The organism is Cupriavidus phytohabitans (genome assembly GCF_000426345.1).
Taxonomy (GTDB): domain Bacteria; phylum Pseudomonadota; class Gammaproteobacteria; order Burkholderiales; family Burkholderiaceae; genus Cupriavidus.
Genome location: NZ_AUFE01000016.1, coordinates 78,579 through 104,915, shown reverse-complemented (window position 1 = coordinate 104,915; position 26,337 = coordinate 78,579). Strand labels below are relative to the sequence as shown.

21 protein-coding genes and 1 pseudogene are annotated in these 26,337 nt (G+C 67.4%); 7 read left to right on the top strand and 15 right to left on the bottom strand.

Annotation, left to right across the window (positions count from 1 at the left end; all coding sequences use genetic code 11):
- Positions 1–18: 18 nt before the first annotated feature.
- The 5 genes from K309_RS0114565 to bcsR are packed head-to-tail and all read left to right on the top strand — an operon-like array spanning position 19 to position 5,478.
- A complete protein-coding gene (locus K309_RS0114565; protein ID WP_029047114.1) occupies positions 19–222 on the top strand; it encodes a hypothetical protein in 204 nt (67 codons plus the stop codon).
- Positions 219–1,031 carry a cellulose biosynthesis protein BcsQ gene (bcsQ, locus tag K309_RS36560; protein ID WP_051320460.1) on the top strand — a complete coding sequence of 271 codons (813 nt, stop codon included), beginning with the start codon at positions 219–221 and terminating at the stop codon, positions 1,029–1,031. Before K309_RS0114565 ends, bcsQ begins: the two co-directional genes overlap by 4 nt.
- Entirely contained in the window at positions 1,031–3,622 is a 2,592-nt protein-coding gene (gene bcsA, locus K309_RS0114555; RefSeq protein WP_084402430.1) for a UDP-forming cellulose synthase catalytic subunit, read from the top strand. The genes bcsQ and bcsA overlap by 1 nt, the downstream gene beginning before the upstream one ends.
- A 42-nt stretch (positions 3,623–3,664) precedes the next feature.
- Entirely contained in the window at positions 3,665–5,272 is a 1,608-nt protein-coding gene (gene bcsG, locus K309_RS0114550; protein ID WP_029047112.1) for a cellulose biosynthesis protein BcsG, read from the top strand.
- A complete protein-coding gene (gene bcsR, locus K309_RS0114545) occupies positions 5,269–5,478 on the top strand; it encodes a BcsR/BcsP family cellulose biosynthesis protein (protein ID WP_029047111.1) in 210 nt (69 codons plus the stop codon). Before bcsG ends, bcsR begins: the two co-directional genes overlap by 4 nt.
- A 229-nt stretch (positions 5,479–5,707) precedes the next feature.
- Here bcsR and K309_RS39940 read toward each other — a convergent pair.
- Positions 5,708–6,026, bottom strand: a pseudogene (locus K309_RS39940) (thiamine pyrophosphate-binding protein); the annotation flags it as partial.
- Between the two features lie 206 nt (positions 6,027–6,232).
- On the opposite strand from K309_RS39940, the gene K309_RS0114535 reads away from it, so the two are divergent.
- The gene (locus K309_RS0114535; protein ID WP_029047109.1) at positions 6,233–6,730 is read left to right on the top strand and encodes an acyl-CoA thioesterase; all 498 of its coding nucleotides are present in this window, start codon (positions 6,233–6,235) and stop codon (positions 6,728–6,730) included.
- 91 nt (positions 6,731–6,821) lie between these two features.
- Here K309_RS0114535 and K309_RS0114530 read toward each other — a convergent pair whose 3' ends face one another.
- The 7 genes from K309_RS0114530 to K309_RS0114500 all read right to left on the bottom strand — a co-directional run bounded on the left by K309_RS0114530 (position 6,822) and on the right by K309_RS0114500 (position 17,048).
- Positions 6,822–8,240, bottom strand: a complete 1,419-nt coding sequence (locus tag K309_RS0114530; RefSeq protein WP_029047108.1) for a sensor histidine kinase — start codon at positions 8,238–8,240, stop codon at positions 6,822–6,824.
- Between the two features lie 286 nt (positions 8,241–8,526).
- Complete coding sequence (locus K309_RS0114525; RefSeq protein WP_029047107.1) at positions 8,527–8,730, bottom strand: CsbD family protein; 204 nt, start codon at positions 8,728–8,730, stop codon at positions 8,527–8,529.
- Positions 8,731–8,867: 137 nt separating this feature from the next.
- Positions 8,868–9,479: a hypothetical protein gene (locus K309_RS0114520; RefSeq protein WP_029047106.1), complete on the bottom strand. Its 612-nt coding sequence runs from the start codon at positions 9,477–9,479 to the stop codon at positions 8,868–8,870.
- Between the two features lie 254 nt (positions 9,480–9,733).
- Positions 9,734–12,856: an efflux RND transporter permease subunit gene (locus tag K309_RS0114515; protein WP_029047105.1), complete on the bottom strand. Its 3,123-nt coding sequence runs from the start codon at positions 12,854–12,856 to the stop codon at positions 9,734–9,736.
- Positions 12,857–12,869: 13 nt separating this feature from the next.
- The gene (locus K309_RS0114510) at positions 12,870–14,102 is read right to left on the bottom strand and encodes an efflux RND transporter periplasmic adaptor subunit (protein WP_232232386.1); all 1,233 of its coding nucleotides are present in this window, start codon (positions 14,100–14,102) and stop codon (positions 12,870–12,872) included.
- 24 nt (positions 14,103–14,126) lie between these two features.
- Positions 14,127–15,515 (bottom strand): TolC family protein, encoded by a 1,389-nt coding sequence (locus K309_RS0114505; protein WP_029047103.1) that lies wholly within the window; start codon positions 15,513–15,515, stop codon positions 14,127–14,129.
- Positions 15,516–15,890: 375 nt separating this feature from the next.
- Entirely contained in the window at positions 15,891–17,048 is a 1,158-nt protein-coding gene (locus K309_RS0114500) for an acyl-CoA dehydrogenase family protein (RefSeq protein ID WP_029047102.1), read from the bottom strand.
- 236 nt (positions 17,049–17,284) lie between these two features.
- Here K309_RS0114500 and K309_RS0114495 point away from each other — a divergent pair, with 236 nt between their 5' ends.
- Positions 17,285–17,539 carry a hypothetical protein gene (locus K309_RS0114495; protein ID WP_029047101.1) on the top strand — a complete coding sequence of 85 codons (255 nt, stop codon included), beginning with the start codon at positions 17,285–17,287 and terminating at the stop codon, positions 17,537–17,539.
- A 15-nt stretch (positions 17,540–17,554) separates the two neighbouring features.
- On the opposite strand, the gene K309_RS0114490 is transcribed toward K309_RS0114495, so the two are convergent.
- From K309_RS0114490 to acnB, 7 genes are all read right to left on the bottom strand, one after another.
- Positions 17,555–18,415: a LysR family transcriptional regulator gene (locus K309_RS0114490; RefSeq protein WP_029047100.1), complete on the bottom strand. Its 861-nt coding sequence runs from the start codon at positions 18,413–18,415 to the stop codon at positions 17,555–17,557.
- A 100-nt stretch (positions 18,416–18,515) separates the two neighbouring features.
- The gene (locus K309_RS0114485; RefSeq protein ID WP_029047099.1) at positions 18,516–18,878 is read right to left on the bottom strand and encodes a hypothetical protein; all 363 of its coding nucleotides are present in this window, start codon (positions 18,876–18,878) and stop codon (positions 18,516–18,518) included.
- A 210-nt stretch (positions 18,879–19,088) separates the two neighbouring features.
- Positions 19,089–19,913, bottom strand: coding sequence for a class I SAM-dependent methyltransferase (locus tag K309_RS0114480; protein WP_029047098.1), 825 nt, complete (start codon positions 19,911–19,913; stop codon positions 19,089–19,091).
- A 155-nt stretch (positions 19,914–20,068) separates the two neighbouring features.
- On the bottom strand, positions 20,069–20,917 hold the full coding sequence (locus K309_RS0114475; RefSeq protein WP_029047097.1) for an EamA family transporter: 849 nt from the start codon (positions 20,915–20,917) through the stop codon (positions 20,069–20,071).
- 99 nt (positions 20,918–21,016) lie between these two features.
- Positions 21,017–22,372, bottom strand: coding sequence for a PQQ-dependent sugar dehydrogenase (locus tag K309_RS0114470; RefSeq protein WP_051320459.1), 1,356 nt, complete (start codon positions 22,370–22,372; stop codon positions 21,017–21,019).
- A 132-nt stretch (positions 22,373–22,504) separates the two neighbouring features.
- Positions 22,505–23,209: a glutathione S-transferase N-terminal domain-containing protein gene (locus K309_RS0114465; RefSeq protein WP_029047095.1), complete on the bottom strand. Its 705-nt coding sequence runs from the start codon at positions 23,207–23,209 to the stop codon at positions 22,505–22,507.
- Positions 23,210–23,367: 158 nt separating this feature from the next.
- The gene (gene acnB / locus K309_RS0114460) at positions 23,368–25,959 is read right to left on the bottom strand and encodes a bifunctional aconitate hydratase 2/2-methylisocitrate dehydratase (protein WP_029047094.1); all 2,592 of its coding nucleotides are present in this window, start codon (positions 25,957–25,959) and stop codon (positions 23,368–23,370) included.
- Positions 25,960–26,337: the final 378 nt, after the last annotated feature.

Sequence of the window (26,337 nt, the reverse complement as noted above, 5' to 3'; positions counted from 1 at the left end):
ACCCGACAGGAAACCACCATGGACTTGTTTCTCGGCTATTTCATCTGGGGACTGATCCTGGCAGTGCCGGTGGCCTGGGTCGTCTGGCACTTCCGGCTGCTGCGCCTGCTGCCGCGCTGGCGCCTGCCGCGCGCGCGCCGCGCGGTGCGGCTGCCGCCCCAGCTGCAGCCGGTGGTGATCCGCGGCCGGCGCTGGCGCGAAGCAAGCGGAGAGCGCGAATGAAGACCGTAGCCATCGTCTCGACCGTTGGCGGCGCGGGCCGCACCACCGTCACCGCCGAGCTCGCCACGCTGCTGGCCTGGCACGGCCATCCGGCACTGGCGGTCGAATGCGACCCGCGCGGGGTGCTTGGCTTCCACTTTGGCCTGCGCGCGCCGGCCGGGGCGGGCTTGTGCAACACCGCCAACTGGAATGAAGCGGGGCAGCGCAGCGACGACGGCGTGCTGTTCGTGCCGTGGGGCGATCCCGGCAGCGCCGCCGAGCAAGGGCGCATGGCCGAGCGGATGGAGCGCGATCCGCACTGGCTGCGCGGCCTGCTGGCCCAGGTAGACCTGCCCGCCAATGCGCTGGCGCTGGTCGACAGCGCGCCGTGGCCGTCGCCGTATGCGCGCCAGGCCATCGCGGCGGCGGATCTCGTGCTGGTGCTGGTGCCGCCCCAGCCGCAGACCTGCGCCACGCTGCCGCCGCTGCGCGCGGCGCTGCGCGAGACCGGCGCCGCAGTGGCCTGGGCGGTCACGCGGCTGCAGCCGGCGCGCCAGCTCCATACCGATATCTCGGTGCTGCTGCGCGCCACGCTGGACGGCGACCTGCTGCCGTATGAAGTGCACGAGGACGCCGCCGTGCCCGAAGCCTTTGCCCGCGGCGAGAGCTTTTGCCGCAGCACGCCCTACTCGCAGGCGGCGCATGACCTGCAGGGGCTGGCCTCGTGGGTATCGGGCTGGAGCCTGCTCGCCGCGCGCGGAAAGGCCGGCCCCGACAGCGTGCGCGACATGGGCGCCCGCTCCATGGCCACCGAGGCCGGCCAGACATGATGCGCGCGCTGCTGCCCCTGCCGTTGCGCCGGCGCGCGGCCGACTGGCTCCAGGCGCTGCGCCACGCGCTCGCGCGCGAGCTGGGCGTGGCCGCCGAGGCTCCGGTCAGCCTGTGGCTGCTGCGGGTGTTCTTCCGCACCCCGCCGCGCGGGCGCCCTGACGTGGCGCTTCTCACCGCCAGCTGGGCGCGGCGGCGCCTGCGCCAGCGCCTGGACATCCCGAGCCACCAGCACGGCGCGGGCATCTGGCTGCGCCGCGCGCTGCTGCGGCCGCCAGGCGCGCTGGCACCGCTCGCCGCCGACGTGCACCAGCGCCGCAAGCCGCAGCCGCAGCCCGAGCCCAGCGCGCTGCGGCGCTGGTTCCGCAGCTGGCTCGAACCGGTCTACTTCCGCGCCAAGCGGCTGCGCCGGCGGATCCTGGCGCGGCTGCCGGGCATCGACTGGAAACGCGTGGGACAGCGTCTCGAGTCGCTGTCGCCCACCTTGTCCGGCGTGCCGTGGCTGATGCCGGCACTGCTGTCGCTGGCCGCCGCCGCGGGCATCCTGATGTGCACCACGCCGCTGCCACTGCGCGACCAGTTCCTGCTGGCCATGCTGATCATCGTCGGCCTGCTGGTGCTGCGCCGCATCCCCGGACGCGCCGCCACGCTGACCATGGCCGCGCTGGCGGTATTGATGGCCGGCCGCTATATCTGGTGGCGCATCACCACCACGCTGCAGTTCGAGAACGTGCCGGAAGCCGTGTTTGGCTACCTGCTGTTCGCGGCCGAGCTCTATACCTGGATCGTGCTGTTCCTCGGCTACGTGCAGACCATCTGGCCGCTCAACCGACAGCCGGCGCAGCTGCCGCCCGATCCCGCCACCTGGCCCACTGTCGACGTCCTGATCCCTACCTACAACGAACCGTTGCGGGTGCTGCAGCCGACCGTCTACGCCGCGCTGGGACTGGACTGGCCGCAGGAAAAGCTGCGCATCTACATCCTCGACGACGGCGCCCGCGACGAAGTGCGCGACTTCGCGCGCGACGCCGGCGTTGGCTACCTGGCGCGCACCGAGCACGCCCACGCCAAGGCCGGCAATATCAATTCGGCACTGCGCCACACGCAGGGCGAGTACGTCGCGATCTTCGATTGCGACCACATGCCGGTGCGCTCCTTCCTGCAGATGACGATGGGCGAGTTCATCGCGGACCCCAAATGCGCAATGGTGCAGACGCCGCACCATTTCTTCTCGCCGGACCCGTTCGAGCGCAACTTCGACACCTTCCGTCGCGTGCCCAATGAAGGCAGCCTGTTCTACGGGCTGATCCAGGACGGCAACGATTTCTGGAATGCCACCTTCTTCTGCGGTTCGTGCGCGGTGATCAAGCGCGCGCCGCTGGAAGAAGTCGGCGGCATCGCGGTGGAGACCGTGACCGAGGATGCCCACACCGCGCTGAAACTGCATCGCCGCGGCTACAACAGCGCCTACATCCGCATCGTGCAGGCCGCCGGACTCGCCACCGAGAACCTGGCCGGCCATATCGGCCAGCGCATCCGCTGGGCGCGCGGCATGGCGCAGATCTTCCGCATCGACAATCCGATGTTCGGCAAGGGCCTGCACCTGTTCCAGCGCCTGTGCTACACCAACGCGATGCTGCATTTCTTCTATGGCATACCGCGGCTGATCTTCCTGACCATGCCGATCGCGTACCTGTATTTCGGGCTGCATGTGATCCACACCTCGGCGGTGCTGATCATGGCCTACGTGCTGCCCTACCTGTTCGTCGCCAACGTCACCAACTCGCGCCTGCAGGGACGCTACCGGCATTCGTTCTGGGCAGAGGTCTATGAATCGGTGCTGGCGTGGTACATCGTGCTGCCGACCACGATGGCGTTCATCAACCCGAAGCTGGGCAAGTTCAATGTCACGGCCAAGGGCGGACAGATCCGCGAGGAATACCTGGACTGGACCATTTCCAAGCCTTACCTGGTGCTGCTGGCGCTGAATACGATCGCGCTGCTGCTGGGCTTCGGGCGCATCCTGCTCGATCCTGCCTTCGAGCCCTCGGCGATCATCATGAACCTGGGCTGGGCGCTGGCCAACCTGGTGATGCTGGGCGCGGCCATCGGCGTGGCGCGCGAGGCGCGCCAGGTGCGCGTGTCGCACCGCATCCCGATGCGCGTGCCGGCGACGCTGCTGCTCCCCGACGGCCGCACGCTCGCCTGCAAGACCGAGAACTATTCGCTCGGCGGACTGGGCCTGGCGCTGCCGGTGGAAGCGAAGGTCGAGCCCGGGACGCACGTGGGCGTGTGCCTGTCGCGCGGCACCCGTAGCTACCATTTCCCGGCGGTGGTGACGCGCAATGTCGAGCGGCAGATGGGTGTGCGCTTCGACGGCATGGACGCGCGCACCGAGCAGCAACTGATCCAGTGCACCTTTGGCCGCGCCGACGCCTGGATCCACTGGATCGACGAACAGCCGGTGGACGTGCCGCTGCGCGGCCTCAAGGAAGTCATCGAGATGGGTTACCAGGGGCTTCTGCGGCTGGTCGATGCGTTCCGCGGCGCCGCCACGGCGCTGGCCGGGCGCGTGCGCCCGCGCCGGCTCTGACCTCAAACACAACGGAAACGCGGCAACGCCACGCTTCGGACAATGGGTATCTGGAACCTCTACTTCATCGCCAAGCTGTACCTGTTCTTTATCGGCCGGCTGCACCCGCAATGGCTGCTGAACCTGCTGTTCGCGCTGGTGCTGCTGGTGCGCATCCGCCATCCGGCGCTGTCCGCGCTGCGGCATGTGCTGGCGGTGGTGGCGGGCGCCGCGCTGATGTACCGTGAATCGGACCTGCCGCCGTTCTCGCGCGTGGTTTCGCAGTTCACCAACCTGCAGGCGTTTACGCCCGCGTACATGCTGGAACTGGCGCAGCGCGTCGTCACGCGCGAGATGCTGCTGGTTGCGCTGGCGGCGCTGGTGATCTTCTGGCTCGTGAACCGCTGGGTGCGGGTCACCACGCTGGTGCTGGGCGCGCTGGTGGCGGTGCCGCTGTGGCAGGCGCTGGACGGTGCCGGCGACCCGGGCGGCATCGCAGGCGCCCGCGCCGGCACCGCGACCGCGGCACTGACCACAGGCGCGGCGCTGGCCGGTGGCGGCGCCGAGGTCGCCGCAAGCGGCCCGGATGCCCGGCTGGCCGCGTTCCGCAACCAGGAAGCGCTGCGCCAGGTCAGCTTCCCGCGGCTGGCGGCCACGCCCGACAAGTCCGACGCGTCCAACCCGCAGTACGACGTGATCGTGCTGCATATCTGCTCGCTGTCATGGGACGACCTCGACACCGCGCGCGCGCGCGACAACCCGCTGCTGCAGCGCTTCGATTTCCTGTTCACCAATTTCAGCTCCGCGGCCAGCTACAGCGGCCCGGCGGCGATCCGCGTATTGCGCGCGGCCTGTGGCCAGCCCGAGCACGAGGCGCTGTACGACCCGGCGCCTGGCCAGTGCCACCTGTTCCAGGCGCTGGCGCATGCGGGCTTCTCCACCCGCATGCTGCTCAACCACGATGGCCACTTCGACAACTTCCTGAAGGAGGTGCAGAAGGAGATCGGCGTCGACGGCGTCGCGCCGCCTCCCAACACCGGCCTGCCGGTGGCGATGCGCTCGTTCGACAACTCGCCCGTCATCGGCGATTTCGACGTGCTGCAGCGCTGGTTCCGCGATCGCCAGCAGGCCGGCGGCGGGCCGCAAGCGCTGTACTACAACTCCGTGACGCTGCACGACGGCAACCGCATGACCGACAACCGGCTGTCCAGCCTGGAGTCCTATCCGCTGCGGCTGTCGCGGCTGCTGGGCGACATCGACAAGGTCATCGAGATGGTGGCGCAGTCGGGCCGGCGCGCGGTGATCGTGTTCGTGCCCGAGCATGGCGCGGCCTTGCGCGGCGACGCCAACCAGATCGCCGGCATGCGCGAGATCCCGACCCCGCGCATCATCAACGTGCCGGTGGGCGTCAAGCTGGTGGGGCTGCCCAGGCCCAACGACCGTACCGTCACCATCGATGCACCGACCAGCTACCTGGGCCTGTCGCAGCTGCTGTCCAATCTGATTGCCGGGAACCCGTTCGCCGCGCAGGCGCCGGCTCTGGCCAGCTACGCCAGCGACCTCCCGCAGACGCAGATGGTCGGCGAGAACGAAGCCACCGTGACCATGCGCGAAGGCAACGGCTATGTCGTGCGCACGCCGGACGGGGTCTGGATCGAGGGCAAGCCATGAAGCCGGCCAATGCACGCGGGCTGCCGCTGGCGCGCAGCGATATCGACGTCCTGGGCAGCGAGGTCGACGGCTTCGACCCGCGCCGCTACTTCGACCACCAGGAACTGCGCGCCGCGCGGGCGGCGGCGCGGCGCTGGCCGCTGCTGGCGAGCCTGCTGGGGTATGACGCGGAGGCGCCGCGGCGCGACGCGCCTGACCGGCGCTGAACGCCGCGGCCAGCGTCTTGCACGTGGCGCCGTCAGATCACCAGCTCGATCAGGAACGGCCCCTTGCGCCCGTTTGCCGCCCGGAACAGGTCTGCGAACGTCTCCATATCCTTCGCCCGCGCGCCTTCCACACCCATGCCGTTGGCCAGCTTGACCCAGTCCAGGTCCGGGTTGCCGATGTCCAGCATGTCGAGCGCAGACCTCTTCGGGCCCTGCCAGCACATGCGAGCGGCCGGTGGTAGGTGGCCTGGTCGCCGATGATGTTGACCACCGGCGTTTGCGCCCGGCGCGCGTTGTGCAGGTTGGCCAGGCCGTTGGCGAGGCCTGGGCCGCAATGCTGCAGCGTCGCGGCGGGCTTGTCGGCCATGCGTGCATAGCCATCGGCGGCGCCGGGTGACCACGCCTTCGAACAGGCCCAGGACGCAGCGCATGCCCGGGATGCGGTCGAGCGCCGCGACGAAATGCATCTCGCTGGTGCCGGGGTTGGCAAAACAGGTGTCCACGCCGTTGGCCAGCAGGGTCTTGACCAGGCTTTCGGCGCCGTTCATCGCTTGTTGATTGTCCATGCCTCGGTGTGCGGGCTGGCGGGTTGTCACCGCCGACGATATCAGCGTACGCCGCATGTCACAGGGCAGCTCCGCCGCATGTCACACCATGCACCTCAGCGCTGCGCATCCGGCCAGAATGCCACCATGCCCCAACCTCCCCGGGGCAGGCGCGGCTGCCGCCTGCAGCCCTTTCAAGGAGTCAACACATGTTGATGCGAGACGTGATCCCCCAAGTCCTGAACCACGCAACGGCGATGCCGGAGCCAGGCTCGCTCGATGCGGGCGGACACAAGACCTTCCACCATGCAATCGACATCTACCTCAAGGATTCCAATGCCTTCATGAATACGTACTTCGCGCGCTATTTCGAATGGCAGGGCATCTGCCGCGAAAGGTGGTTCCATGAATGCATCCACGACAACCTGCTTGCCGCGGGCGGCGTCTTCGTGACCAAGCGCGCGCATCAGGAGTATGTCGAGGAGACCTTCCCGTTCCAGCGCGTGGACTGCTACCTGAACACCTTCCAGGTGCGCCGGTGCTCCGCCTACCTGCTGTTCCGCTTCTGCGTGGGTGGCAAGCCGGTATCGCTGGGTTACCAGCAGATCGTGTTTGCCGACCGGAAGAAGCGCATATCGCGCTTCCCGGCGGGGATCATCGAACGGGTGAAGGAATACGAGCTGGCGTTGCCTGAGTTTGCCAGCTGAAGCCGTGGCGGCGCGGCCTGCGCCAGTGTCCGCCTGATATCCGCTGAACCGCGGTAAGGCGTTGCTGCAAGACCCGTACCGCCGGTGTGGTTCAGCCGGCGGTGCGGGTGCGCAGCCGGCTGTCGGCCATCGGGATGAAGCGCGGCAGCCGCAGCGTGAAGGTGGTATGCACAGCAGGGATCGATTCGCACTCGATGCGGCCGCCGAAGGCCTCGATCACGCGGCGGCAGAAGGCCAGCCCGAGGCCGGCGCCGAGGCCATGCGCCTTGGTCGAGAAAAACGGCTCGAAGATGCGCGGCAGCACGTCGGCCGCGATGCCCGGGCCGGTATCGCGGAAGCGGATCACATGGTGCTGCCCTTCGGTCGCGCCCGTGATGTCGATGCGCCCACCGCCGGTGGCGCGGATCGCGTGCAGCGCATTCTTGAGCAGGTTGAACAGCACGTAGACCAGCAGCGTGTCGGAGCCGACAAAGCGCCAGCCGGCATCGATGCCGCGCACATGCACGCAGCCGCGTTCGTCGCCCTGGAACGGGTAGCGGTCCAGCGCCGCATGGACACAGTCGGCAATGCCGTGCGGCGCGAAGGTGCTGCGGTCCAGCCGCTCGAGCGTGACCGAGGCCAGCGCCATGTCGATCACCGTGCTGGTGCCGTCGACCTCGCGCGTGATCGCGCCGACCAGGCTCGACACGCGCTCGAGCTGCCCCGGGCGCATGCGGTCTTCGCACAGGCCCTGCTCGACCGCCAGCTGGTAGCCCTGCAGCACCTGTGGCCAGGTGCGCGCCAGCTCCTGCGCTTGCATGCGGATGGTCGCCAGCGGCGTGCGCACTTCATGCGCGACCGTGGCCGCCAGCGAATACGGATGCATCAGGTCGTAGCGCACCACGCTGACGGCCAGCATGCCCAGGCTCGCCGCCACGAACACCACGCCAGGCGGGTAGAAGGCCACGCCGTAGTTGACCAGGTAGTCGACCGCCGCCAGCGAATACAGCGCCACCGCCACCAGGCACAGGTTGTAGCGCTTGCGGCGTTCGGCGGCGGCGTTGCGGCGGGCCTCGGCCAGGATCCACGCGCTGCGGATCGCCACCAGCATGGTCTGCGCCAGGTGCAGCGGATGCAACGGCCCGGCCTTGGGATAGTCGCCGAAGAAATAGGTGTAGTAGCCCGACACCACCTGCCCGGTGGTCAGCAGCAGCACCGCCAGCACCAGGCTGACCCCATAGGACGCCAGCAGCAGCGGCCGCTCCTGGCGGCGCTCGGTCACTTCGGCGATGAAATGGTAGAACGTCGTCGGCAGGAACAGGATGAACAGGTAACCCAGGCGGGCCAGCAACAGCGCCACGTCGGGGTGCGTGGCCTGGTACAGGAAGACCCACGTTCCCTGCCAGGCAAAGGTGGTCACGCACAGCAGGAAGAACGATGCCGACACGCGCGTGACGCCCTTGGTCACCAGCACGTAGAGGCCGTAACCGAGGAAGGTGGACGAGACGAAGGCAGGCAGGGCAGCGTACATGCGCAATGCGGGTACAGGCCGGACAGGAAAGACAGCCGGACAAGCCGGACAAGTCAGCAGGTGTGCGGCGGGAGGTTTGCGCCTGTCCCTCGCACGCTGCCGCGAGGCGACATGTTATGACGCCTGTGCGTGATGCGTGCTTCATTTCTTTGCATACAGAGCTAACGTCTGCTTAATGCCACGTGGACCACTCCCCACATCATGGGGGTATCCAAGCTCTACCCCTGCAAAAACCAAGGCGGGACGCCCTGGGGCGTCCCGCCTTTTGCTGCCGTGACAAACCGGCTTACCAGCGCGTGTCGTTCTCCCACGCCTTCATCTCTTCCTCGGCGCGCTCCTTGGAGTAGCCATAGCGCTCCTGGATACGGCCGGCGAGCTGGTCGCGCTTGCCATTGATCTGCGCGATGTCATCGTCGGTGAGCTTGCCCCACTTTTCCTTGATCTTGCCCTTGGCCTGCTCCCACTTGCCTTCAATCTGGTCCCAGTTCATGGTGTGCTCCTTCATGCGGGGCGGACGGCGCCGCGCGCGGTGCCCGCCCGTCTTTGCGTCGATGAGTCCGCCAACGGCTGGCGGGCGGCCCGGCTGGGCCATGCCGGCGAAGACGCCGGCATGTGCTTGCTTGCGGCTTACTTGCCGTACTTAGCCTTTACGTCAGCCTGGCACTTGTCCTTGGTATCGCCGGACATCGCATCGCAACGTTCCTTGTCGGCCTTGTAAGCGGCGTCCATGGTGTCCTTCTTGGCATCAGCGCGGGCTTCCGCCACATCGGTGCGCGAGCCGGTCGCCGCGGCCTTGTCGACCTTGGCGGCGGTCAGGGCTTTTTCGTGGGCAGTCTTGGCGTCCTTCTTGCAAACGTCCTTGTCATTGCCCTTCTTGTCGTCGCACATTTCCTTGGCCACGTCATAGTCACGATCGGCCTTCACTTTCTCGGCCTTGGCCATGGACTTCTGCGTGCCGTCGCGCCGGGCTTCGGCCTGGGCCTTGGTCACGTCGCGGTCGCGCTTGGCCTCTGCCTTGCAAACGTCCTTGGCGTTGTCCTTCATGCCGTCGCACTTGGCGGTGGCAGCCTTGTAGTCCGCGTCAGCCTGCTTGGCCGCGGCGTCGTAGTCGGCGCGGGTGCCGGTGGCGGCCGTGGTGGATGGCGGCGTGCCAGGTGCCGTCGCTTGCGCCAGGGCATAGCCCGCGGGGGCCGCGACCATCATCGAACATACTGCTGCTGTCAGCCATTTCTTCATCATGTCGAGCTCCTTTCCAGTTGAATGCGTAGTCGTACGCATAGTCGTACGCATAAGGGGCCGGCGGCGATGCGCTGCTGGCCACGCCGTATGTACAGCGTAGGCTGCAGGGGTGATGGCAAGCAGGCGTTGGGCTCCGAAAGGCGCGTCAGACTATTCCGACATCAGGGTCCGGGAGCGGCACTTGCGGGAGATCGAGCGTGAAGAAGGCTGCCCTGTACCGCTCGCGGAACAGGGGGCACACCAACCTGAAAACTTCAGCCCGAGATCGACGGCGTCAGCTTGTTCTCGTCAGGCGCTTCGCCTTCTTCGTCCGGCCAGTTGCGGCCGACCATCCATTCATACAGCGTCGGCAGCACGATCAGCGTCAGCACCGTGGCGGTGATCAGGCCACCGATGATGACGATGGCCAGCGGGCGCTGGGTCTCCGAACCGATCGCGCGCGAGATCGCCATCGGGAACAGGCCCAGCATTGCCAGCAGCGCGGTCATCAGCACCGTGCGCAGCCGGTCCATCGAACCGGTCAGCACGGCCTGGCGCACCGGCATGCCCTCATCGCGCAGCTGGTTGAAGTAGGTCACCATCACCACGCCGTTCAGCACCGCCTGGCCGAACAGCGCGATAAAGCCGATCGCCGCCGATACCGACAGCGGGATGCCAGTCAGGAACAGCGCGAACACGCCGCCGATCAGCGCGAACGGGATGTTCGAGATGATCAGCGTCGCGCTCTTGAATGACTTGAACGCGTTGAACAGCAGCAGGAAGATCATCAGCACCGACAGCGGCACCACGATCGCCAGCCGCGCCATGGCGCGCTCCTGGTTCTCGAACTCGCCCGACCAGCTGATCTTGACGTCGTCGGCCTTGACGTTCTTCTTCACCAGCGCCTGCATGTCCTTGACCACGCTGCCCATGTCGCGGTCGCGGATGAAGATGCCGATCGAGGTGGTGCGCTGGCCGTTCTCGCGGCTGATGTTCATCGCGCCCGACGCCGCGCGGAAGGTCACCAGCTGCGACAGCGGCACCTGCGCGCCATCGGCGGTCTGCATGAAGATATGGGGCAGGTTGGGCAACTCGCGCTCGGACGGCTTCAGGCGCACCGCCACGCTGAAGTGGCGCTCGCCTTCCCACAGCTCGGTGGCGGCCTTGCCGGCCAGCGCGGTTTCCATCAGGTCCTGCACGTCGGCCACGTTGATGCCGTAGCGCGCCGCCTGGGCGCGGTCGAACTCCAGCACGTACTGCGGCAGCTCGCCGTCGCGGTCGATGAAGGCGCGCATCACGCCCTTGACCGACTGCACGTTGGCCAGGATCTGGTCGGCCACCTTCTTGTTCTGCTCGAGGCTGTCGCTCTGCACCTTGATGACGATCTGGCCCTTGATCTGCGAGATGCTTTCCAGGATGTTGTCGCGCACCGGCTGCGAGAAATTGGGCTCGATGCCGGGCAGCTGGCGCAGGTTCCTGTCGATCTCGCCGATGATGGCGCGCTTGTTGAAGCCATCGCGCCACTGCTTCTCGGGCTTGAGGTCGACCAGGATCTCGACGGTGTTGATCAGCTTGGGATCGGTGCCGTCATCGGGGCGGCCCACCTTGGAGATGGTGCTGTTGACCTCCGGCGTCTTGCGGATGACGCTGCGCAGCAGCCGCGCCTGGTCGCGCGCCTCGTCGATCGAGACCGAGGCCGGCAGGTCGAAGCTGACCCACATCGAGCCTTCGTCCAGTTCCGGCAGGAACTCGCTGCCGAGGAACTTGCCCACGCCCACCGTCACCAGCAGCAGGCCCAGCGCAGCGCCAATCACCAGCTTCTTGTGGTCCAGCGCCCAGCCCAGCATGGGCTCGTACAGCCGCTTGCAATGGCGAACGATGAAGTTGTCGTCGTGCGCGATGTTCTTCGTCAGCAGCAGGTGGCACAGCAGCGGCACCAGCGTCAGCGAGATGATCAGCGAACCGATCAGTGCGCCCGTCACGGTATAGGCCATCGGGGCGAAGATCTTGCCCTCGTGCCGCTGCAGCGTGAAGATCGGGATGTGCGCGGCGATGATGATGACCATCGAGAACACGGTCGGGCGGCCCACCTCGGTGGTGGCCTGCAGGATCGCGTGCAGCCGCGCCTTGCTGTCGCGGATCTGCTGCTCCTTGAGTTCGCCCAGCCGCTTGAAGATGTTCTCGACCACGATCACCGCGCCATCGACGATGATACCGAAGTCCATCGCCCCCAGTGACAGCAGGTTGGCCGGGATGCCGACCCAGGTCAGCCCGATGAAGGTCGACAGCAGCGCCAGCGGGATCACCAGCGCCACGATCGCGGCGGCGCGCACGTTGGCCAGGAACAGGTACAGCACCGCCATTACCAGCAGCGCGCCCTCGACCAGGTTGCCGAACACCGTGTGCAGGGTCTTGTCGATCAGCGTGGAGCGGTCGTAGTACGGCACGATCTTCACGCCCTTGGGCAGGATCTGGTCGTCAAGCAGGTCGATCTTCGCCTTCAGTGCCTCCAGCACCGCCGACGGGTTCTCGCCCTTGCGCATCACCACGATGCCCGAGACGATGTCTTCTTCGTCGTCCTGGCCCATCAGGCCCTGCGGCGGCGCGCTGCCGACCTTGACCTCGGCGATGTCCTTGACCAGGATCGGCGTGCCGTTGTTCTCGGCCACCACCACGTTGGCGATGTCGGCCGAGGTGCGGAAGCTGCCCAGCGAGCGCAGCAGGAACTGCTGGCGCCCGTGCGCCACGGCGCCGCCGCCGGCGTTGGCGTTGGCGCGCTGCAGCGCGGTGAACAGCTGCGACAGCGAGATCCTGGCGTCGCGCATGCGTGCGAGGTTGGGGTTGACTTCGTACTGCTTGATGGTGCCGCCGATCGTCACGAGGTCGGCCACGCCCGGCACCTGGCGCAGGTTCTTCTCGACCACCCAGTCCTGCAGCGTGCGCAGCTCCTGCGGCGTATAGCCCTTGCCGGTGAGGCGGAAGCGGAAGATCTCGCCGATCGCGGTCGACAGCGGCGCCAGGTCGGGATGCACGCCGTCGGGCAGGTCGACGCTGCGCAGCCGCTCCAGGATCTGCTGGCGCGCGGTCACGTCGGTGGCGCGGTCATTGAAGGTCACCATCATGAACGACAGGCCGAACTGGGTGTGCGAGAACACCCGCACCGCGTTGGGCGTGCCGGCCAGCGCGGTCTCGATCGGGATGGTGACCTGCCGCTCGACTTCTTCCGCGGCGCGGCCGGGGTACAGCGTGATGACGTTGACCTGGATGTCGGAAACGTCGGGGAAGGCCTCGATGGGCAGGTTCTTGAACGCGGCCAGGCCGCCGCCGACGAAGATTAGCAGCCCCAGCCAGACAAAGAGCTTCTGGTGCAGGGCAAAGCTGACGATGCGCGAGATCATGTGGCGGCCGTCCTCACTTCTTGTCGGCCGCGCGCGCCGCATTGACAGCGGTGGCATCGCGCAGGATGTCCTGCAGGTAGAGGTTGCCCTCGGTCACCACGGTCTCGCCTTCCTTCACGCCTTCCAGCAGTTCGGTGGTGCCCGGCATGGTCACGCCCACGCGCACCTGGCGGCGCTCGAAGGTGTTGGCGGCGGTGCGCACGAAGACATAGTTGCGGTTGTCGGCCAGGAACACGGCCTTGGAAGGCACCGCGATGCCTTCGAACGATGCCGCGGGCATGCGCGCCGTGACGAACATCTCGGCCTTCAGGCGGCGCCCGGGATTGGGCACACTCAGCCGGACCTTGATGCTGCGTGCGGTCGGGTCGACATAGTCGGCGATCTTGACCACGGTGCCGGTGAAGGTTTCGCCGGGGTAGGCGGCGGTGACTACCTGCACCATGACGCCGTCGCGGAACAGGCTGAGGTCGGACTCCGCCGCATCGACCTGCGCCCACAGCGTGGTCGGGTCGGTGATCAGGAACAGCGGCGCGGCTGGCGGCTGGTCGGGGCGCAGCTCCATGCCCTGGTTGATGTTGCGCTCGACCACCAGGCCATCGATCGGGCTGCGCAGCGCGAAGCGCTGGTTCACGCCGTCGCTGCCTGCCGCAGCGCCGTACTGGCGCAGTGCCGCCTGGGTGCGCTGCAGGTCGGCGGCAGCGCGCGCCGCGTCGGCCTGCGACTGTTCCAGCTCCTTCTGCGCGATGACGCCGGCGCCGTACAGCTCGCGCTGGCGCGCCAGCGCCTTGGCCGCGACCGCGCTGTCGGCGGCGGCCTTGCGCGCATCGGACTGGGCCACGCCGAAGTCCGGCGAGGTCAGGCTGGCCAGCGGCTGGCCGGCCTTGACGGTGGCGCCCGGCTGCACCAGGACCTCGGTCACGCGGCCGGCGAAGGGCGTGGACACGCGCACGGTCTTGTCTTCGTTCCACACCAGCCGGCCCGGCAGGTTCAGCATGCGCTCGCCGCCGGACTTGGCGGGTTCGCCGGCAATGCCGGGCAGCGATTTCACGCTGGCCGGGAACTGGATGGTGTTGCCGCTGACCTTGGGATCGTCATCGGGCTTGGGCGGCTCGGACTTGCCGCACGCGGCGAGCACCAGCGCGCACAGCGCCACGGCGCAGACGGAAGACAGCCGTGCGGAATCGGCGGGGAAAACTGAACGACGGGTGCAGGACGTGCGGCGGAACATGCGTGACAAGTGAGACATGAAGAATGCGCGGGAACTGCGGGTTCAGGGACGTGCCTGTGAGGCCACGGGTGCGCCCGTGGTGGCAGAGGTCTCGGAGGTCTGTAAAGCGGCGCGGTAGGCCGACAACGCCTTGGCGTATGCACCCTGCGCTTCGACGGCATCGAGCCGGGTCTGGCGCAGCGCGCGGCGCGCGTCGAGCAGGTCGAGCACGCCGGTGGCGCCCTTGCTGTAGGCGAACTCGGCGCTGCCGGCGACGCTTTCCGCGGCGGGCAGCACCTCGTCGCGCATCTGGCGCAGCGACTGGCGCGCGGTTTCGAGCTGGCTGCGCAGCCGGTCGATTTCGTTGCCGGCCTCCAGCATCACGCGGTTGCGGTCATCCAGCGCGGCGTAGTAGTCAACCTCGGCGCGGCGCGCCTCGCCGCCGTTGCGGTGGCGCACGAACAGCGGGATCGACAGGAACACGCCGAAGCTGTTGCCGGTGCCATAGGAGTTGGTGGGGGAGACCGGATAGTGCTCGGCCTGCGCGCCAATGGTCACGTCGGGCACGCGTCCCGCGCGGGCCAGGTCGCGCGAGGCGGCCGCCGCGGCCAGGCGCGCCTCGGCGGCAGTCACGTCGGGGCGGCGCTCGAGCAGGTAGGGATCGGGTTGCGGCGCCGGCGCATCGAACGCCGGCCAGTCGGCGACCAGCCGGTTATCCGACAGCGTGCCGGGAACCCCCATCGCCTGCGCCAGCGCTGCCTTGTCGCTGTAGTGGTCGGTCATGGCCTGGCGCATGTCGTTCTGCGCGCGCAACACGTCGAGCTGCAGCTTGTTCACGTCGGCGCGCGCCACGTCGCCGGCCTTCAGGCGCGTCTCGCTGGCCTGGCGCGTGCGCTCGTACAAACCCAGCGTTTCCCGGAGCACCGCCACGCGTTCCTGGCTGACCAGCGCCTCGAAGAAGGCCTGCTCGACCGCCGCGGTCTGCTGCGCCACCACGGCCTGCACCGCCTCGCCCGCCGCGGCGCTGGCCTTTTGCGCGGCATCGACGCGCAGGTTGCCCTTGTTGGCGGTTTCGATGAGCTGGTCGACGCGCAGCTTGGAGTCCACTGTCTTGCTGCGCAGGTTGCCGGAGCCGACGCCGGCGTGCGGGTTGATGTTCTCGACACCCAGGCTCAGCACCGGGTTGGGCCGCTGCGACGCGATCTGCACATCGGCCTGGCTGGCTTCCACGCCGCGCCGCGCGGCAATGATGGTGCGGTTGCAGCGCAGCGCGTCGAGGCGCACCTGGGCCAGCGTCAGCGTGGCGCCCGCGGGCGGTGGCGTGCAGGGACCGGCCGAATCGGCGGTATCGGCTGAAGGCTGGGGTTCGGCGGCAATGCTGGCCGCGGGTGTGGCGAGAATGCCCAGCAGGAACAGGGTTCCCGCGGCGGCACGGGTAAAGACGACAGGCACGGTCAGTCAGGCTCGGTTCGAAAGCGGTTTGCGGTCAACGGTCTGCGGTAAACGACCGTGCCCGCCAAGCGGTGCACCGACGGACGAGTTTTCATCCGTCGAGGCGGCTGTCTCCGCGGCCGCCCGGCTGGGCCGTCTTGCCGCACCCTCGCCCGTTGTCCCGATGTTCGAAACGCCACCCGGACACGATCTCCCGACGGCATTCAAACCGAATCGCTTTACAAACGGCTTTCATATAGCTGACAAAAGCCTTTAACTGCGTGAAAACTCCATTCCCGTGCGACTTCGATCAAAAAAGCAAACGGCCCGGGAATCGCCGACGCATGGGTCAGCGGCTTCCGGGCCGTTATTCAGCTTTGGCTATTGTGGCGGGGCCTACGCCTTGACGCGGTCGTCCAGCCCCAGGCTGCGCCCGATGATCTCTTTCATGATCTCGCTGCTGCCGGCGTAGATACGCGAGATCCGCGCATCCGCGTACATCCGGCAGATGCGGTACTCCTCCATATAGCCGGCGCCGCCGTGCAGCTGCACGCCCTCGTCCACCACGCGCCCTTGCAGCTCGGAGGTCAGCAGCTTGGCCGACGCCGCCGTCTCCACCGTCAGCGTGCCGGCGTTATGCTGCAGCACGCACTGGTCGACAAAGGTCTGGATCGCGTCGATCTGGGCACGCAGCTCGGCCAGCTTGAAGCGCGAATTCTGGAAGGTGCCGATCGGCCGGCCGAAGGCCTTGCGCTCCTTGACGTAATCCAGTGTCAGGTCGAACGCCACCTGCGCCGACGCCATGTAGCCACAGGCGCCAATCAGCCGTTCCTCGGCCAGGTGGCGGGTCAGGTAGCGGAAGGCCTGGCCGGGCTCGCCCAGCACGTTGGCCTTGGGCACCTTGACGTTGTCGAAGAACAGCTCCGAGGTGTCCTGCGAATGCAGGCCCATCTTGCGCAGCTTGCGGCCGCGCTCGAAGCCCGGCATGCCGCGCTCGACGATAAACAGCGTCAGGCCGTGGCTGCGCTCGGGGTCGGTGCGCGCCACCACCACCACGTAGTCGGCCAGCTGGCCGTTCGAAATATAGGTCTTGGCGCCGTTCAGCACCCAGTGGTCGCCGCGATCCTCGGCGCGAGTGCGGATGCCGGCCAGGTCGGAACCGGTCTGCGGCTCGGTCATGGCGATGGCGAAGATGGCCTCGCCGCGCGCCGCGGCCGGAAGCAGGCGCAGGCGCTGCTCTTCGTTGCCGATGCGGCCGATATACGGCGCCACCAGGCGCGAATGGAGCGTGCCGAAAAAACCGGAGTCGCCATGGCGCGCGTTTTCCTCGATCAGGATTTGCTCATAGCGGAAGTCGTCGACGCCGGCGCCGCCATATTTCTCGTCGGCCCACATCAGCAGGTAGCCCTGCTCGCCGGCCTTGCGGAACACCTCGCGGTCGACACAGCCCTGCTCGCGCCAGCGCTCGCCGTGCGGCCCGACCTCGCGCTGGTAGAAGCGGCGGGCGGATTCGCGGAAGGCGTCGTGTTCGGCTTCGAAGATCAGGCGTTGCATGGCTGGCGTCCCCTTCTGGTTTGATGTGCGGATCGGTTGAGTGTCTGCCGTGCCGCTTGTCTGAGGTTCGTCGGAAAAGATGATTTTTCTACAACCCGTGCCCGCGCCGGGATTGCCGGGACAGGCCATTCAATGCAATTTTATTGATATGAACCTACGATAACTTTCATTTACCCACGGGCATGCTTTGTGTCGATACTGGAAGCTCAGACACCTATTCGATGGAGCGGGAAAGCATGGAAGCCATCCTCTGGATTGCGCTGGCGCTGATGCTGGTGGCGCTGGGAGGCACCGTCACCTGGCTGGTCGGCACGCGGGTACCGGAGCCGGTATTCGAGCGCGCGCAGCGTCATGGCCGTTTCGCCGGCCTGGAACCGAGGCCGCCCCGCCGCCCGCGCGGCGGCAAGCGCGTGCGGCAATACCGGCTGGTGCCTGCAGACATGCCCGGCTGGGCGGGGCTGGCGGCACAGCCCGCGCCGGTACGCGCCTGATGCCAGTGGCGCCTGCTACAGCGGCACGTCCCAGCGCTGCGACCAGTCAGATTCTTCGCGCACGATATCGCGCAGGATGCGCACGGCCTCCTGCGTCGTGCCGGCTGGCTTCCTGGCGCAGACCAGGAACACCGGATACGAGAATTCCGATGCGCTGTCGACGCGCTCCAGCACGCCGGTGTCCAGGTAACTCTGCACGACCCGCGTCCGAAAATAGCCGCTGCCGCCGAACTGCAGGATGTACTGCAACGCCAGCGGCCCCAGGTTGAAGTACAGCGATGCGCGCGCATGCTGGGGCAGCACGCTGTCATGCTGGCGCCGGAACTCCGGCCCCCAGTCGACGTAGACATAGGGACCGTCGCGCTGGGTCGAGCGGATCAGGATCAGCGTTTCTTCCATCAGCGCCTCGACGTGCATGCCGGGCGCATACTCCGGCTGGTAGACCAGCGCCGCATCGAGCGTGCCCGACTGCAGCTTGTACTGCAGCGCCTCACCCTCACCCACTTCAGCGCGCACCGCCAGCGCCGGCATCTGCTGGCGCAGGCGCGTGGCCCACAGCAATACCAGCGGATTGCCCAGGCTGATCTCCGCGCCGAAGCGGAACAGGCTTTCCAGCCCCGCCGGCAGCGGCAGCTCGCGGCACGCCGCCTCCCAGGTCTGTACCAGCTGGCTGGCATAGCCCAGGAAGCGCTGGCCGTCGGCAGTCAGGCGCGCGCCGGCCTTGTTGCGGTCGAACAGCCGGCAGTTCAGCTGTGACTCCAGGCTCTTGATACGGGCCGTGACCGCGGTTTGCGTGACGTGCAGCTTGTCGGCGGCCGCCAGCAGGCTGCCGGTACGCACGACTTGCAGGAAGGTGCGGGCGAGTTCGATGTCCATGGTCGGGGCTGCATTGGGCCGATGTGAGGCCGATGTGACGCATTGTAGGCAGATCCCAACCGAGAATCGGAAATCTCTCGATGACTTCCTCGGACCCCGCTCAACGGACTGGCGGCTTTGCCGACACCGGTCGCACCGCCGCGCCGGCATCTCCGCTAGCCGGCCCACGCGCCTCGCGCGGCTGCCGCAGTGGCGCAATGCCTTCCGGCTCCTGCCATGCCACGCCATTGTCATAGCCAGTGGACACGGCCTCGAGGTATCCGGGGGCGAATTTCTGTTCAGGGGTGACAGCCACGACCACCGGGGTGGCGGGCTGCGGCGCTTCGGCCTGTGCGCAGGCGACGCTGTTCAGGCACAGCCCCAGTATGCGCAGCAGCGCGATGGCGCGGCGCGGGCGGTGCAGCAATGTCTTTTGCGGGCGCGATGCGGCCTGCCCGCGTTGGCAGGGGGATTGGGGGTTCATCGGTGTTCTCCGGGAAGCCATTGCTGGCGGGTGGGACAACGAGCATCGGCGCCGCGCTCGCTGTCCATTCCGCAATGACCGTGCCACCACCACTGCGCCGCCTGCAGCGGGGTGTGGTGCACTTTCCCGGGCCTTTCCCACGATCACCCGTTGGGACCGGACCGACGACCAGCGAAAAGCTGTCGGTATCCCTCCAACACCGCCCGCAGTTCAGGGCTTCACGGCCGCGGCCAGCACCGCCGGCATCGGCACCTCGAAGCCGCTGCCGCGCATATAGCCGGCGACCGTACCGCGCAGCACGGCCCGGATTTCGTCGCGCGCCCGCGGGGTCTGCGCGCGCAGCGTGGCGGCTGCGCGCACGGTGCCCTGCGCCAGCGCATCGAACAGCTGGTCCGGCGTGGAAAAGCGCCACACCTGGTGCACGTGCCGGCACGACGCGGCGACAAAGCCGGCCTGCTGCAAGGCGCTGCGGCACTGGTTGGGATCGCTGAAGAGAAAGAAATTGGGTCCCGCCGGCAGGTCGACCTCCATCGAGCCATAGGCGCGGATGGCGGCATAGACCGCGCCGAAACCCACCGCGCGCTCGGGGGCATCCCACACCGTGAAAGCGATGCGCCCGCCGGGACGCAGCACGCGGAAGGCTTCGCGCAGCGCGGCATCGGGATCGGACAGGTGGCACATGCCGAACCCGTTGACCACGACATCGAAGCTGGCGTCGCCAAAGGGCAGCGCCTGCGCGTCGGCCTGCTGGTAATCGATGTCGGGATAAAGCTTGCGCGCCAGTTGCACCTGCGCCATCGAGAAATCGATGCCAATGGCCTCGGCGCCGCGCCGCGCCGCCGCCGCGGCGATATGCCCCGAACCGCTGGCGACATCGAGCACGCGCAGCCCGCTGCCGGCGCGCGCCTCGTCCAGCAACGCCCCGATCGATTGCCGGGTCACGTGCGACAGGTGCTCCTGGTAGCGGCTGACGACTTCGGGGTCTTCCCAGCCAGCCAGCTCAAAGGCGCGAAACGAATCTCCGGTGTGATCCATGCCCCCCTCCCAGGCGTCGGTGTCCAGGCTGCGGTTTGCGCGGGGACGAAGCGGGCACGATTGATGCGCCGCGCCCCCTCCAGGCGAAGTATAGTCAGCGCGGCGGTGCCCATTGCCAGGCTATGGCCAGGAAATGGCCAGGCAATGGGCCGCGCTCACGCGAAGCGCAGCGTAGCGACCCCGGCAGCGATCAGGCAGGCGGCGCCCAGCCGCGCCGGCCCCACCCGCTCCTTGAGCAACAGCCCGGAAATCAACGCGCCGAACAGGATCGAGGTCTCGCGCAGCGCGGCGACCGACGCTACCGGCGCGCGCGTCATCGCCCACAGCGACAGTCCGTACGAAGCCAGCGTGCCGCCACCGCCGACCAGCGCGAAGACCCAGTTGCACCGCACATAGCCGGCCAGCGCCGCACGGCGAGACATCAGCGCCCACGCCGCCAGCGGCAGCGCGGTCAGCACGAAGATCCAGAAGGCATAGGCAACCGGCGCACCGGAGCGCCGCACGCCGGTGCCGTCGATCAGCGTGTAGCCGGCGATCACCACCGCGTTCAGCAGCGCCAGCCAGATGCCTTCACGGCTGGCCCCGGTACGCGCGCGCGCGGCCGGCAGCACCGCCATCGCCAGGATGCCGGCGCTGATCACCGCGATGCCGCACCAGGCCAGCGCCGACAGGTGCTCGCCCAGCCAGGCCACGCTGGCCACGGCCACCAGCAGCGGCGCCGAGCCGCGCATCAGCGGATAGGTCTGGCTCATGTCGGCGACGTGGTAGATGCGCGCCACCAGCGCGAAATAGACCACATGCACGCCGACAGAAGCCGCGATAAAGGGCCAGCTGACAGGGGCGGGCTGCGGCAGCGCGGGCAAAGCCACGGCGGCGAGCAAGCCGGCCGCCATGGCGACCATCACGGTCGACAGCATCTTGTCGCCGCCGCCCTTGACCACCGCATTCCAGGCGGCATGGAGGAAGGCGGCAAGCAGGACGACGGCGAAGACGGTCAGGGACATGGCACGGACGCGCGCAGCCGCGCGGGATCGGAGCGAACGGGGACCCGGCCCATTCTAGTGGCGCGGCCGCGCCGGCGCTGGCCGGCATGGGCACGGCCTTTACTTCGCTCCGCTCACACGCCAGACGACATTGCCGACGTCATCCGCCACCAGCAGCCCGCCGCGCTTGTCGATCGCCACGCCCACGGGCCGGCCGCGCGCATTGCCCTCGCCGTCGACAAAACCGGTCAGCACGTCGAAGGGCGCGCCGTGCGGGCGGCCGTTGTTGAACGGCACGAAGATGACCTTGTAACCCGCCAGCGGCCGCCGGTTCCAGGACCCATGCTGGCCCACGAACATGCCCTCGTTGAAGCGCGCCGGCAGGCTGTTGCCGCTGGCCGCCGCGAGTCCGAGCGCCGCGGTGTGCGCGCCGACGGCGTAGTCAGGCACGATGGCCCTGGCCACCAGGTCCGGCGCCGGCGGCTTGACGCGCTTATCGACATGCTGGCCGAAGTAGCTGTACGGCCAGCCATAGAAGCCGCCGTCGCGCACCGAGGTAATGTAGTCGGGCACCAGGTCGCTGCCGATCTCGTCGCGCTCATTGACCGCGGTCCACAGCGCGCCGGTGACCGGCTCCCACGCCATGCCATTGGGATTGCGCAGGCCGCTGGCAAAAATGCGGTGCGATCCGTTCCTGGGATCGACCTCCCAGATCGCGGCGCGGCCTGCTTCCTTGTCCATGCCATTCTCGGCCACGTTGCTGTTCGAGCCCACCGTCACATAGAGCTTGCGGCCGTCGCGGCTGGCGATGATGTTCTTGGTCCAGTGGTGGTTGAGCGGCCCGCCGGGCAGGTCCACCACCTTCTGTGGCGCCGCGGCAATCTGCGTCTGGCCGGGCTGGTACGGGAAGCGCAGCACCGCGTCGGTGGCAGCCACGTAGAAATCATTGCCGACCAGCGCCATGCCGAACGGCGAGTTGATGTCCTTCAGGAATATCGAGCGCTGGTCGGCAACGCCGTCGCCGTTGCTGTCGCGCAGCAGCGTGATGCGGTTGGCGCTGGGCGTGCCGGCGCCGGCGCGCTTCATCATCTTCTTCTTGATCCAGCCCTTGATGCCCTTGCCGTCGTCGGGCTTGGGCGGGGCATTGCTCTCGGCCACCAGCACGTCGCCATTGGGCAGCACGTAGACCCAGCGCGGATGATCGAGCTTGTCGGCGAAGGCGGTCACCGCCATGCCCTCGGCCGGCACCGGGCGCTGGCCTTCGGCCCAGCCGACGGCGGGCGCGATCTTGACGGTGGGGATGGCTGTCTGGTCCGGCGGCGGCAGCTGCGGCGTGGGTCCGAAGCCCGCCTCGGAGGGCAGCTTGGCCGATTCGCCGCACGCGCCCAGCGCCACGGCGGCACCCGCCAGCAGCGCTGCGCCGCACCAGCGGGAAAACCAGCGGAACGAAGACGGGAAGGGCTTGGGCAGCGGCATGGTCCGGACTCCTCGGGCAAGGCAGGATGCGCCCGCTTCTGGACTATAGGAGCGGGCCGGCAGCCCCTCTGTAGGCGTCCGGGAAGCCCCGGCGTAGGACAATGCCCACGCCCGCCCCGCTTGCGGCGGCGCTCAGCCCCGATGCGGCGTATCCAGCCCCTTCACCACCGCCGGACGCTGCACGAACGCGTCCAGCGCGCGCCGCACGTTGGCGAAGTCCTTGAAGCCGACCAGGTCGCCTGCCTCATAGAAGCCGACCAGGTTGCGCACCCATGGGAAGGTGGCGATGTCCGCAATGGTGTACTCGTCGCCCATGATCCACGCGCGGCCGGCCAGGCGCTGCTCGAGCACGTTGAGCAGGCGCCGGCTTTCCGCCACGTAGCGGTCGCGCGGACGCTTGTCTTCATAGGCCTTGCCGGCGAACTTGTGGAAGAAGCCGACCTGCCCGAACATCGGCCCGATGCCGCCCATCTGGAACATCAGCCACTGGATGGTCTCGTAGCGCCGCGCGGGATCGGCCGGAATCAGCTTGCCCGACTTCTCGGCAAGGTACAGCAGGATCGCGCCCGATTCGAACAGCGGCAGCGGCTTGCCGCCCGGGCCGTTGGGATCGAGGATCGCGGGGATCTTGTTGTTCGGGTTCAGCGACAGGAATTCCGGCGAGAGCTGGTCGTCGGTGTCGAAGCGCACCAGGTGCGGTTCATACGGCAGGCCGGTCTCTTCGAGCATGATCGATGCCTTGACGCCGTTGGGCGTCGGCAGCGAATAGAGCTGGATGCGGTCGGGGTGCTGCGCCGGCCATTTGCGGGTGATCGGGAAGTCGGAAGGCTCTGGCACGTGGGCTCCAGTGGCGCGCTGCCCGCAGCACGGCGGGCAACGGATGGCGGAAACGGAGGATGATAGCCCGCCGGCGCAATCCGTGCCGGCGCCCCGCTCCAGACACAAAAGGGGCCCCGCAGGGCCCCTTCTTCTTCATGCCAATCTGGCTACCCGGCTTACACCGTCACCTGGTCAGCCACTTCCTTGAAGTCCTCGATCTGGTCAAAGTTCATGTACTTGTAGATCTTGTCGCCATTCTGGTTGATGACGCCAATATCGGCCATGTACTCGTCCTTGGTCGGGATGCGGCCCAGACGCGAGCAGATCGCCGCCAGTTCGGCGGAACCCAGGTACACGTTGGTGTTCTTGCCCAGGCGGTTCGGGAAGTTGCGGGTGCTGGTCGACATCACCGTCGCGCCTTCGCGCACCTGTGCCTGGTTGCCCATGCACAGCGAGCAGCCCGGCATTTCGGTGCGGGCACCGGCGGTGCCGAACACGCCGTAGTGGCCTTCCTCGGTCAGCTGCTTCTGGTCCATCTTGGTCGGCGGAGCCACCCACAGCTTGACCGGGATGTCGCGCTTGCCTTCCAGCAGCTTGGAGGCTGCGCGGAAGTGGCCGATGTTGGTCATGCACGAACCGATGAAGACTTCATCGATCTTGGCGCCGGCCACGTCCGACAGGGTCTTGACGTCGTCCGGGTCGTTCGGGCAGGCCACGATCGGCTCATGCACGTCGGCCAGGTCGATCTCGATCACGGCGGCGTATTCGGCGTCGGCGTCCGGCTCCAGCAGCTTCGGATCGGCCAGCCAGCCTTGCATCGCCTGGATACGGCGCTGCAGGCTGCGCGGATCTTGATAACCCTGGGCGATCATCCACTTCAGCAGCGTGATGTTGCTGTTGATGTATTCGATGATCGGGTCCTTGTTCAGGCGCACCGTGCAACCGGCGGCCGAACGCTCAGCCGAGGCGTCCGACAGTTCGAACGCTTGCTCGACCTTCAGGTCGGGCAGGCCTTCGATTTCCAGGATGCGGCCCGAGAAGATGTTCTTCTTGCCTTGCTTGGCCACGGTCAGCAGGCCTTGCTTGATCGCGTACAGCGGGATCGCGTTGACCAGGTCGCGCAGGGTCACGCCCGGCTGCATCTGGCCCTTGAAGCGGACCAGCACCGATTCCGGCATGTCCAGCGGCATCACGCCGGTGGCAGCGGCAAAGGCGACCAGGCCCGAGCCTGCAGGGAAGCTGATGCCGATCGGGAAGCGGGTGTGCGAGTCGCCGCCGGTGCCGACGGTGTCGGGCAGCAGCATGCGGTTCAGCCACGAGTGGATCACGCCGTCGCCCGGGCGCAGCGAGATGCCGCCGCGGGTGCTGATGAACTCGGGCAGGGTGTGGTGCGTCTTGACGTCGACCGGCTTCGGATAGGCGGCGGTGTGGCAGAACGACTGCATCACCAGGTCGGCCGAGAAGCCCAGGCAAGCCAGGTCCTTCAGCTCGTCGCGGGTCATCGGGCCGGTGGTGTCCTGCGAGCCCACCGAGGTCATCTTCGGTTCGCAGTAGGTGTTCGGGCGGATACCCTTGCCTTCCGGCAGGCCGCAGGCGCGGCCGACCATCTTCTGCGCCAGCGTGAAGCCCTTGCCGGTATCGGCCGGGTTCTGCGGCAGGCGGAACAGCGTCGACGGGGCCAGGCCCAGCGCCTCGCGCGCCTTGGCGGTCAGGCCACGGCCGACGATCAGCGGAATGCGGCCACCGGCGCGGACTTCGTCAAACAGCACGTCCGACTTGACCTTGAACTCGGCGATCACGGCGCCGTTCTTCAGGGCCTTGCCTTCATACGGGCGCAGCTCGACCACGTCGCCCATTTCCATCTGGGACACGTCCAGCTCGATCGGCAGCGCGCCGGCGTCTTCCATGGTGTTGTAGAAGATCGGGGCGATCTTGTTGCCCAGGCACACGCCGCCGAAGCGCTTGTTCGGGATGAAGGGGATGTCTTCGCCGGTGAACCACAGCACCGAGTTGGTGGCCGACTTGCGGCTGGAACCGGTACCGACCACGTCGCCCACGTAGGCGACCAGGTGGCCCTTTTCCTTCAGCGATTCAATGAACTTGACCGGGCCGCGCTTGCCGTCTTCTTCCGGCTGGAACGCCGCGCCTTCGCGCTTGTTCTTCAGCATGGCCAGCGCGTGCATCGGGATGTCCGGGCGGGTGGTGGCGTCCGGGGCCGGCGACAGGTCGTCGGTGTTGGTTTCGCCCGGCACCTTGAACACGGTGATGGTCAGGCTTTGCGGGACTTCCGGGCGGCTGGTGAACCACTCGGCGTCGGCCCAGCTCTGCAGCACGGCCTTGGCATTGGCGTTGCCCTTGTCGGCCTTTTCCTTCACGTCGTGGAAGGCGTCGAACATCAGCAGGGTCTTCTTCAGCGCGTCGGCGGCGACGGTGCCGACTTCGGCGTCGTCCAGCAGCTCGATCAGCGGCGAGATGTTGTAGCCGCCCAGCATGGTGCCGAGCAGTTCGGTGGCCTTGGCGCGGGAGATCAGCGCGCACGTTTCCTTGCCCAGGGCGACAGCGGCCAGGTAAGAGGCCTTGACCTTGGCGGCGTCATCCACGCCGGCGGGGACGCGGTTGGTGATCAGCTCGACCAGGTTCTGCTCTTCGCCGGCGGGCGGGTTCTTCAGCAGTTCGATCAGCTCGGCCGTCTGCTTGGCGGTCAGGGGCAGAGGAGGGATACCAAGCGCGGCGCGCTCGGCCACATGTGCGCGATAGTTTTCAAGCATGGGAACCTGCTGAGTAATTAGGTTTAGAAAATCTTCTGTTGACGTCGCGATTGTAGTCCTTCGTCGGGTTCTGGTCAAATGTCTTATATCTTATATAAGAGTTGTGGTTGGAAAACTTAAGTAAATCAATGGGTTTTTGGATGTAAGACCGTGGGGAGTTGCATGGGGGCTACCTGAGTAGCGTAGTAGGGAATGGGGGTGGGGGGCTGGTTTATGCCTGCGGCTTGGCATCTGGTAGATGTTGATATGCCCCGGTTTCGCCCCTAAAGGGGCGACCTACTTTTGCCCGAGCGGCAAAAGTAGGCAAAAGCGCGTCGCCTGCGGCTGGCTGAGCCAATTTGGCGCTTCTGGTCATATGGGCGGCTTTGGTCTCAGTGA

Excerpts from the sequence above, each read along its gene's own strand:
- K309_RS0114500 (WP_029047102.1), bottom strand. The coding sequence starts at position 17,048 with ATGCAACGCCTGATCTTCGAAGCCGAACACGACGCCTTCCGCGAATCC.
- K309_RS0114510 (WP_232232386.1), bottom strand. The coding sequence starts at position 14,102 with ATGTCTCACTTGTCACGCATGTTCCGCCGCACGTCCTGCACCCGTCGT.
- K309_RS0114470 (WP_051320459.1), bottom strand. The coding sequence starts at position 22,372 with ATGCCGCTGCCCAAGCCCTTCCCGTCTTCGTTCCGCTGGTTTTCCCGC.
- K309_RS0114485 (WP_029047099.1), bottom strand. The coding sequence starts at position 18,878 with ATGAACCCCCAATCCCCCTGCCAACGCGGGCAGGCCGCATCGCGCCCG.
- K309_RS0114565 (WP_029047114.1), top strand. The coding sequence starts at position 19 with ATGGACTTGTTTCTCGGCTATTTCATCTGGGGACTGATCCTGGCAGTG.
- K309_RS0114495 (WP_029047101.1), top strand. The coding sequence starts at position 17,285 with ATGGAAGCCATCCTCTGGATTGCGCTGGCGCTGATGCTGGTGGCGCTG.
- K309_RS0114520 (WP_029047106.1), bottom strand. The coding sequence starts at position 9,479 with ATGATGAAGAAATGGCTGACAGCAGCAGTATGTTCGATGATGGTCGCG.
- acnB (WP_029047094.1), bottom strand. The coding sequence starts at position 25,959 with ATGCTTGAAAACTATCGCGCACATGTGGCCGAGCGCGCCGCGCTTGGT.
- K309_RS0114525 (WP_029047107.1), bottom strand. The coding sequence starts at position 8,730 with ATGAACTGGGACCAGATTGAAGGCAAGTGGGAGCAGGCCAAGGGCAAG.
- bcsR (WP_029047111.1), top strand. The coding sequence starts at position 5,269 with ATGAAGCCGGCCAATGCACGCGGGCTGCCGCTGGCGCGCAGCGATATC.
- bcsA (WP_084402430.1), top strand. The coding sequence starts at position 1,031 with ATGCGCGCGCTGCTGCCCCTGCCGTTGCGCCGGCGCGCGGCCGACTGG.
- K309_RS0114475 (WP_029047097.1), bottom strand. The coding sequence starts at position 20,917 with ATGTCCCTGACCGTCTTCGCCGTCGTCCTGCTTGCCGCCTTCCTCCAT.
- K309_RS0114490 (WP_029047100.1), bottom strand. The coding sequence starts at position 18,415 with ATGGACATCGAACTCGCCCGCACCTTCCTGCAAGTCGTGCGTACCGGC.
- K309_RS0114480 (WP_029047098.1), bottom strand. The coding sequence starts at position 19,913 with ATGGATCACACCGGAGATTCGTTTCGCGCCTTTGAGCTGGCTGGCTGG.
- K309_RS0114515 (WP_029047105.1), bottom strand. The coding sequence starts at position 12,856 with ATGATCTCGCGCATCGTCAGCTTTGCCCTGCACCAGAAGCTCTTTGTC.
- K309_RS0114535 (WP_029047109.1), top strand. The coding sequence starts at position 6,233 with ATGTTGATGCGAGACGTGATCCCCCAAGTCCTGAACCACGCAACGGCG.
- K309_RS0114530 (WP_029047108.1), bottom strand. The coding sequence starts at position 8,240 with ATGTACGCTGCCCTGCCTGCCTTCGTCTCGTCCACCTTCCTCGGTTAC.
- bcsQ (WP_051320460.1), top strand. The coding sequence starts at position 219 with ATGAAGACCGTAGCCATCGTCTCGACCGTTGGCGGCGCGGGCCGCACC.
- bcsG (WP_029047112.1), top strand. The coding sequence starts at position 3,665 with ATGGGTATCTGGAACCTCTACTTCATCGCCAAGCTGTACCTGTTCTTT.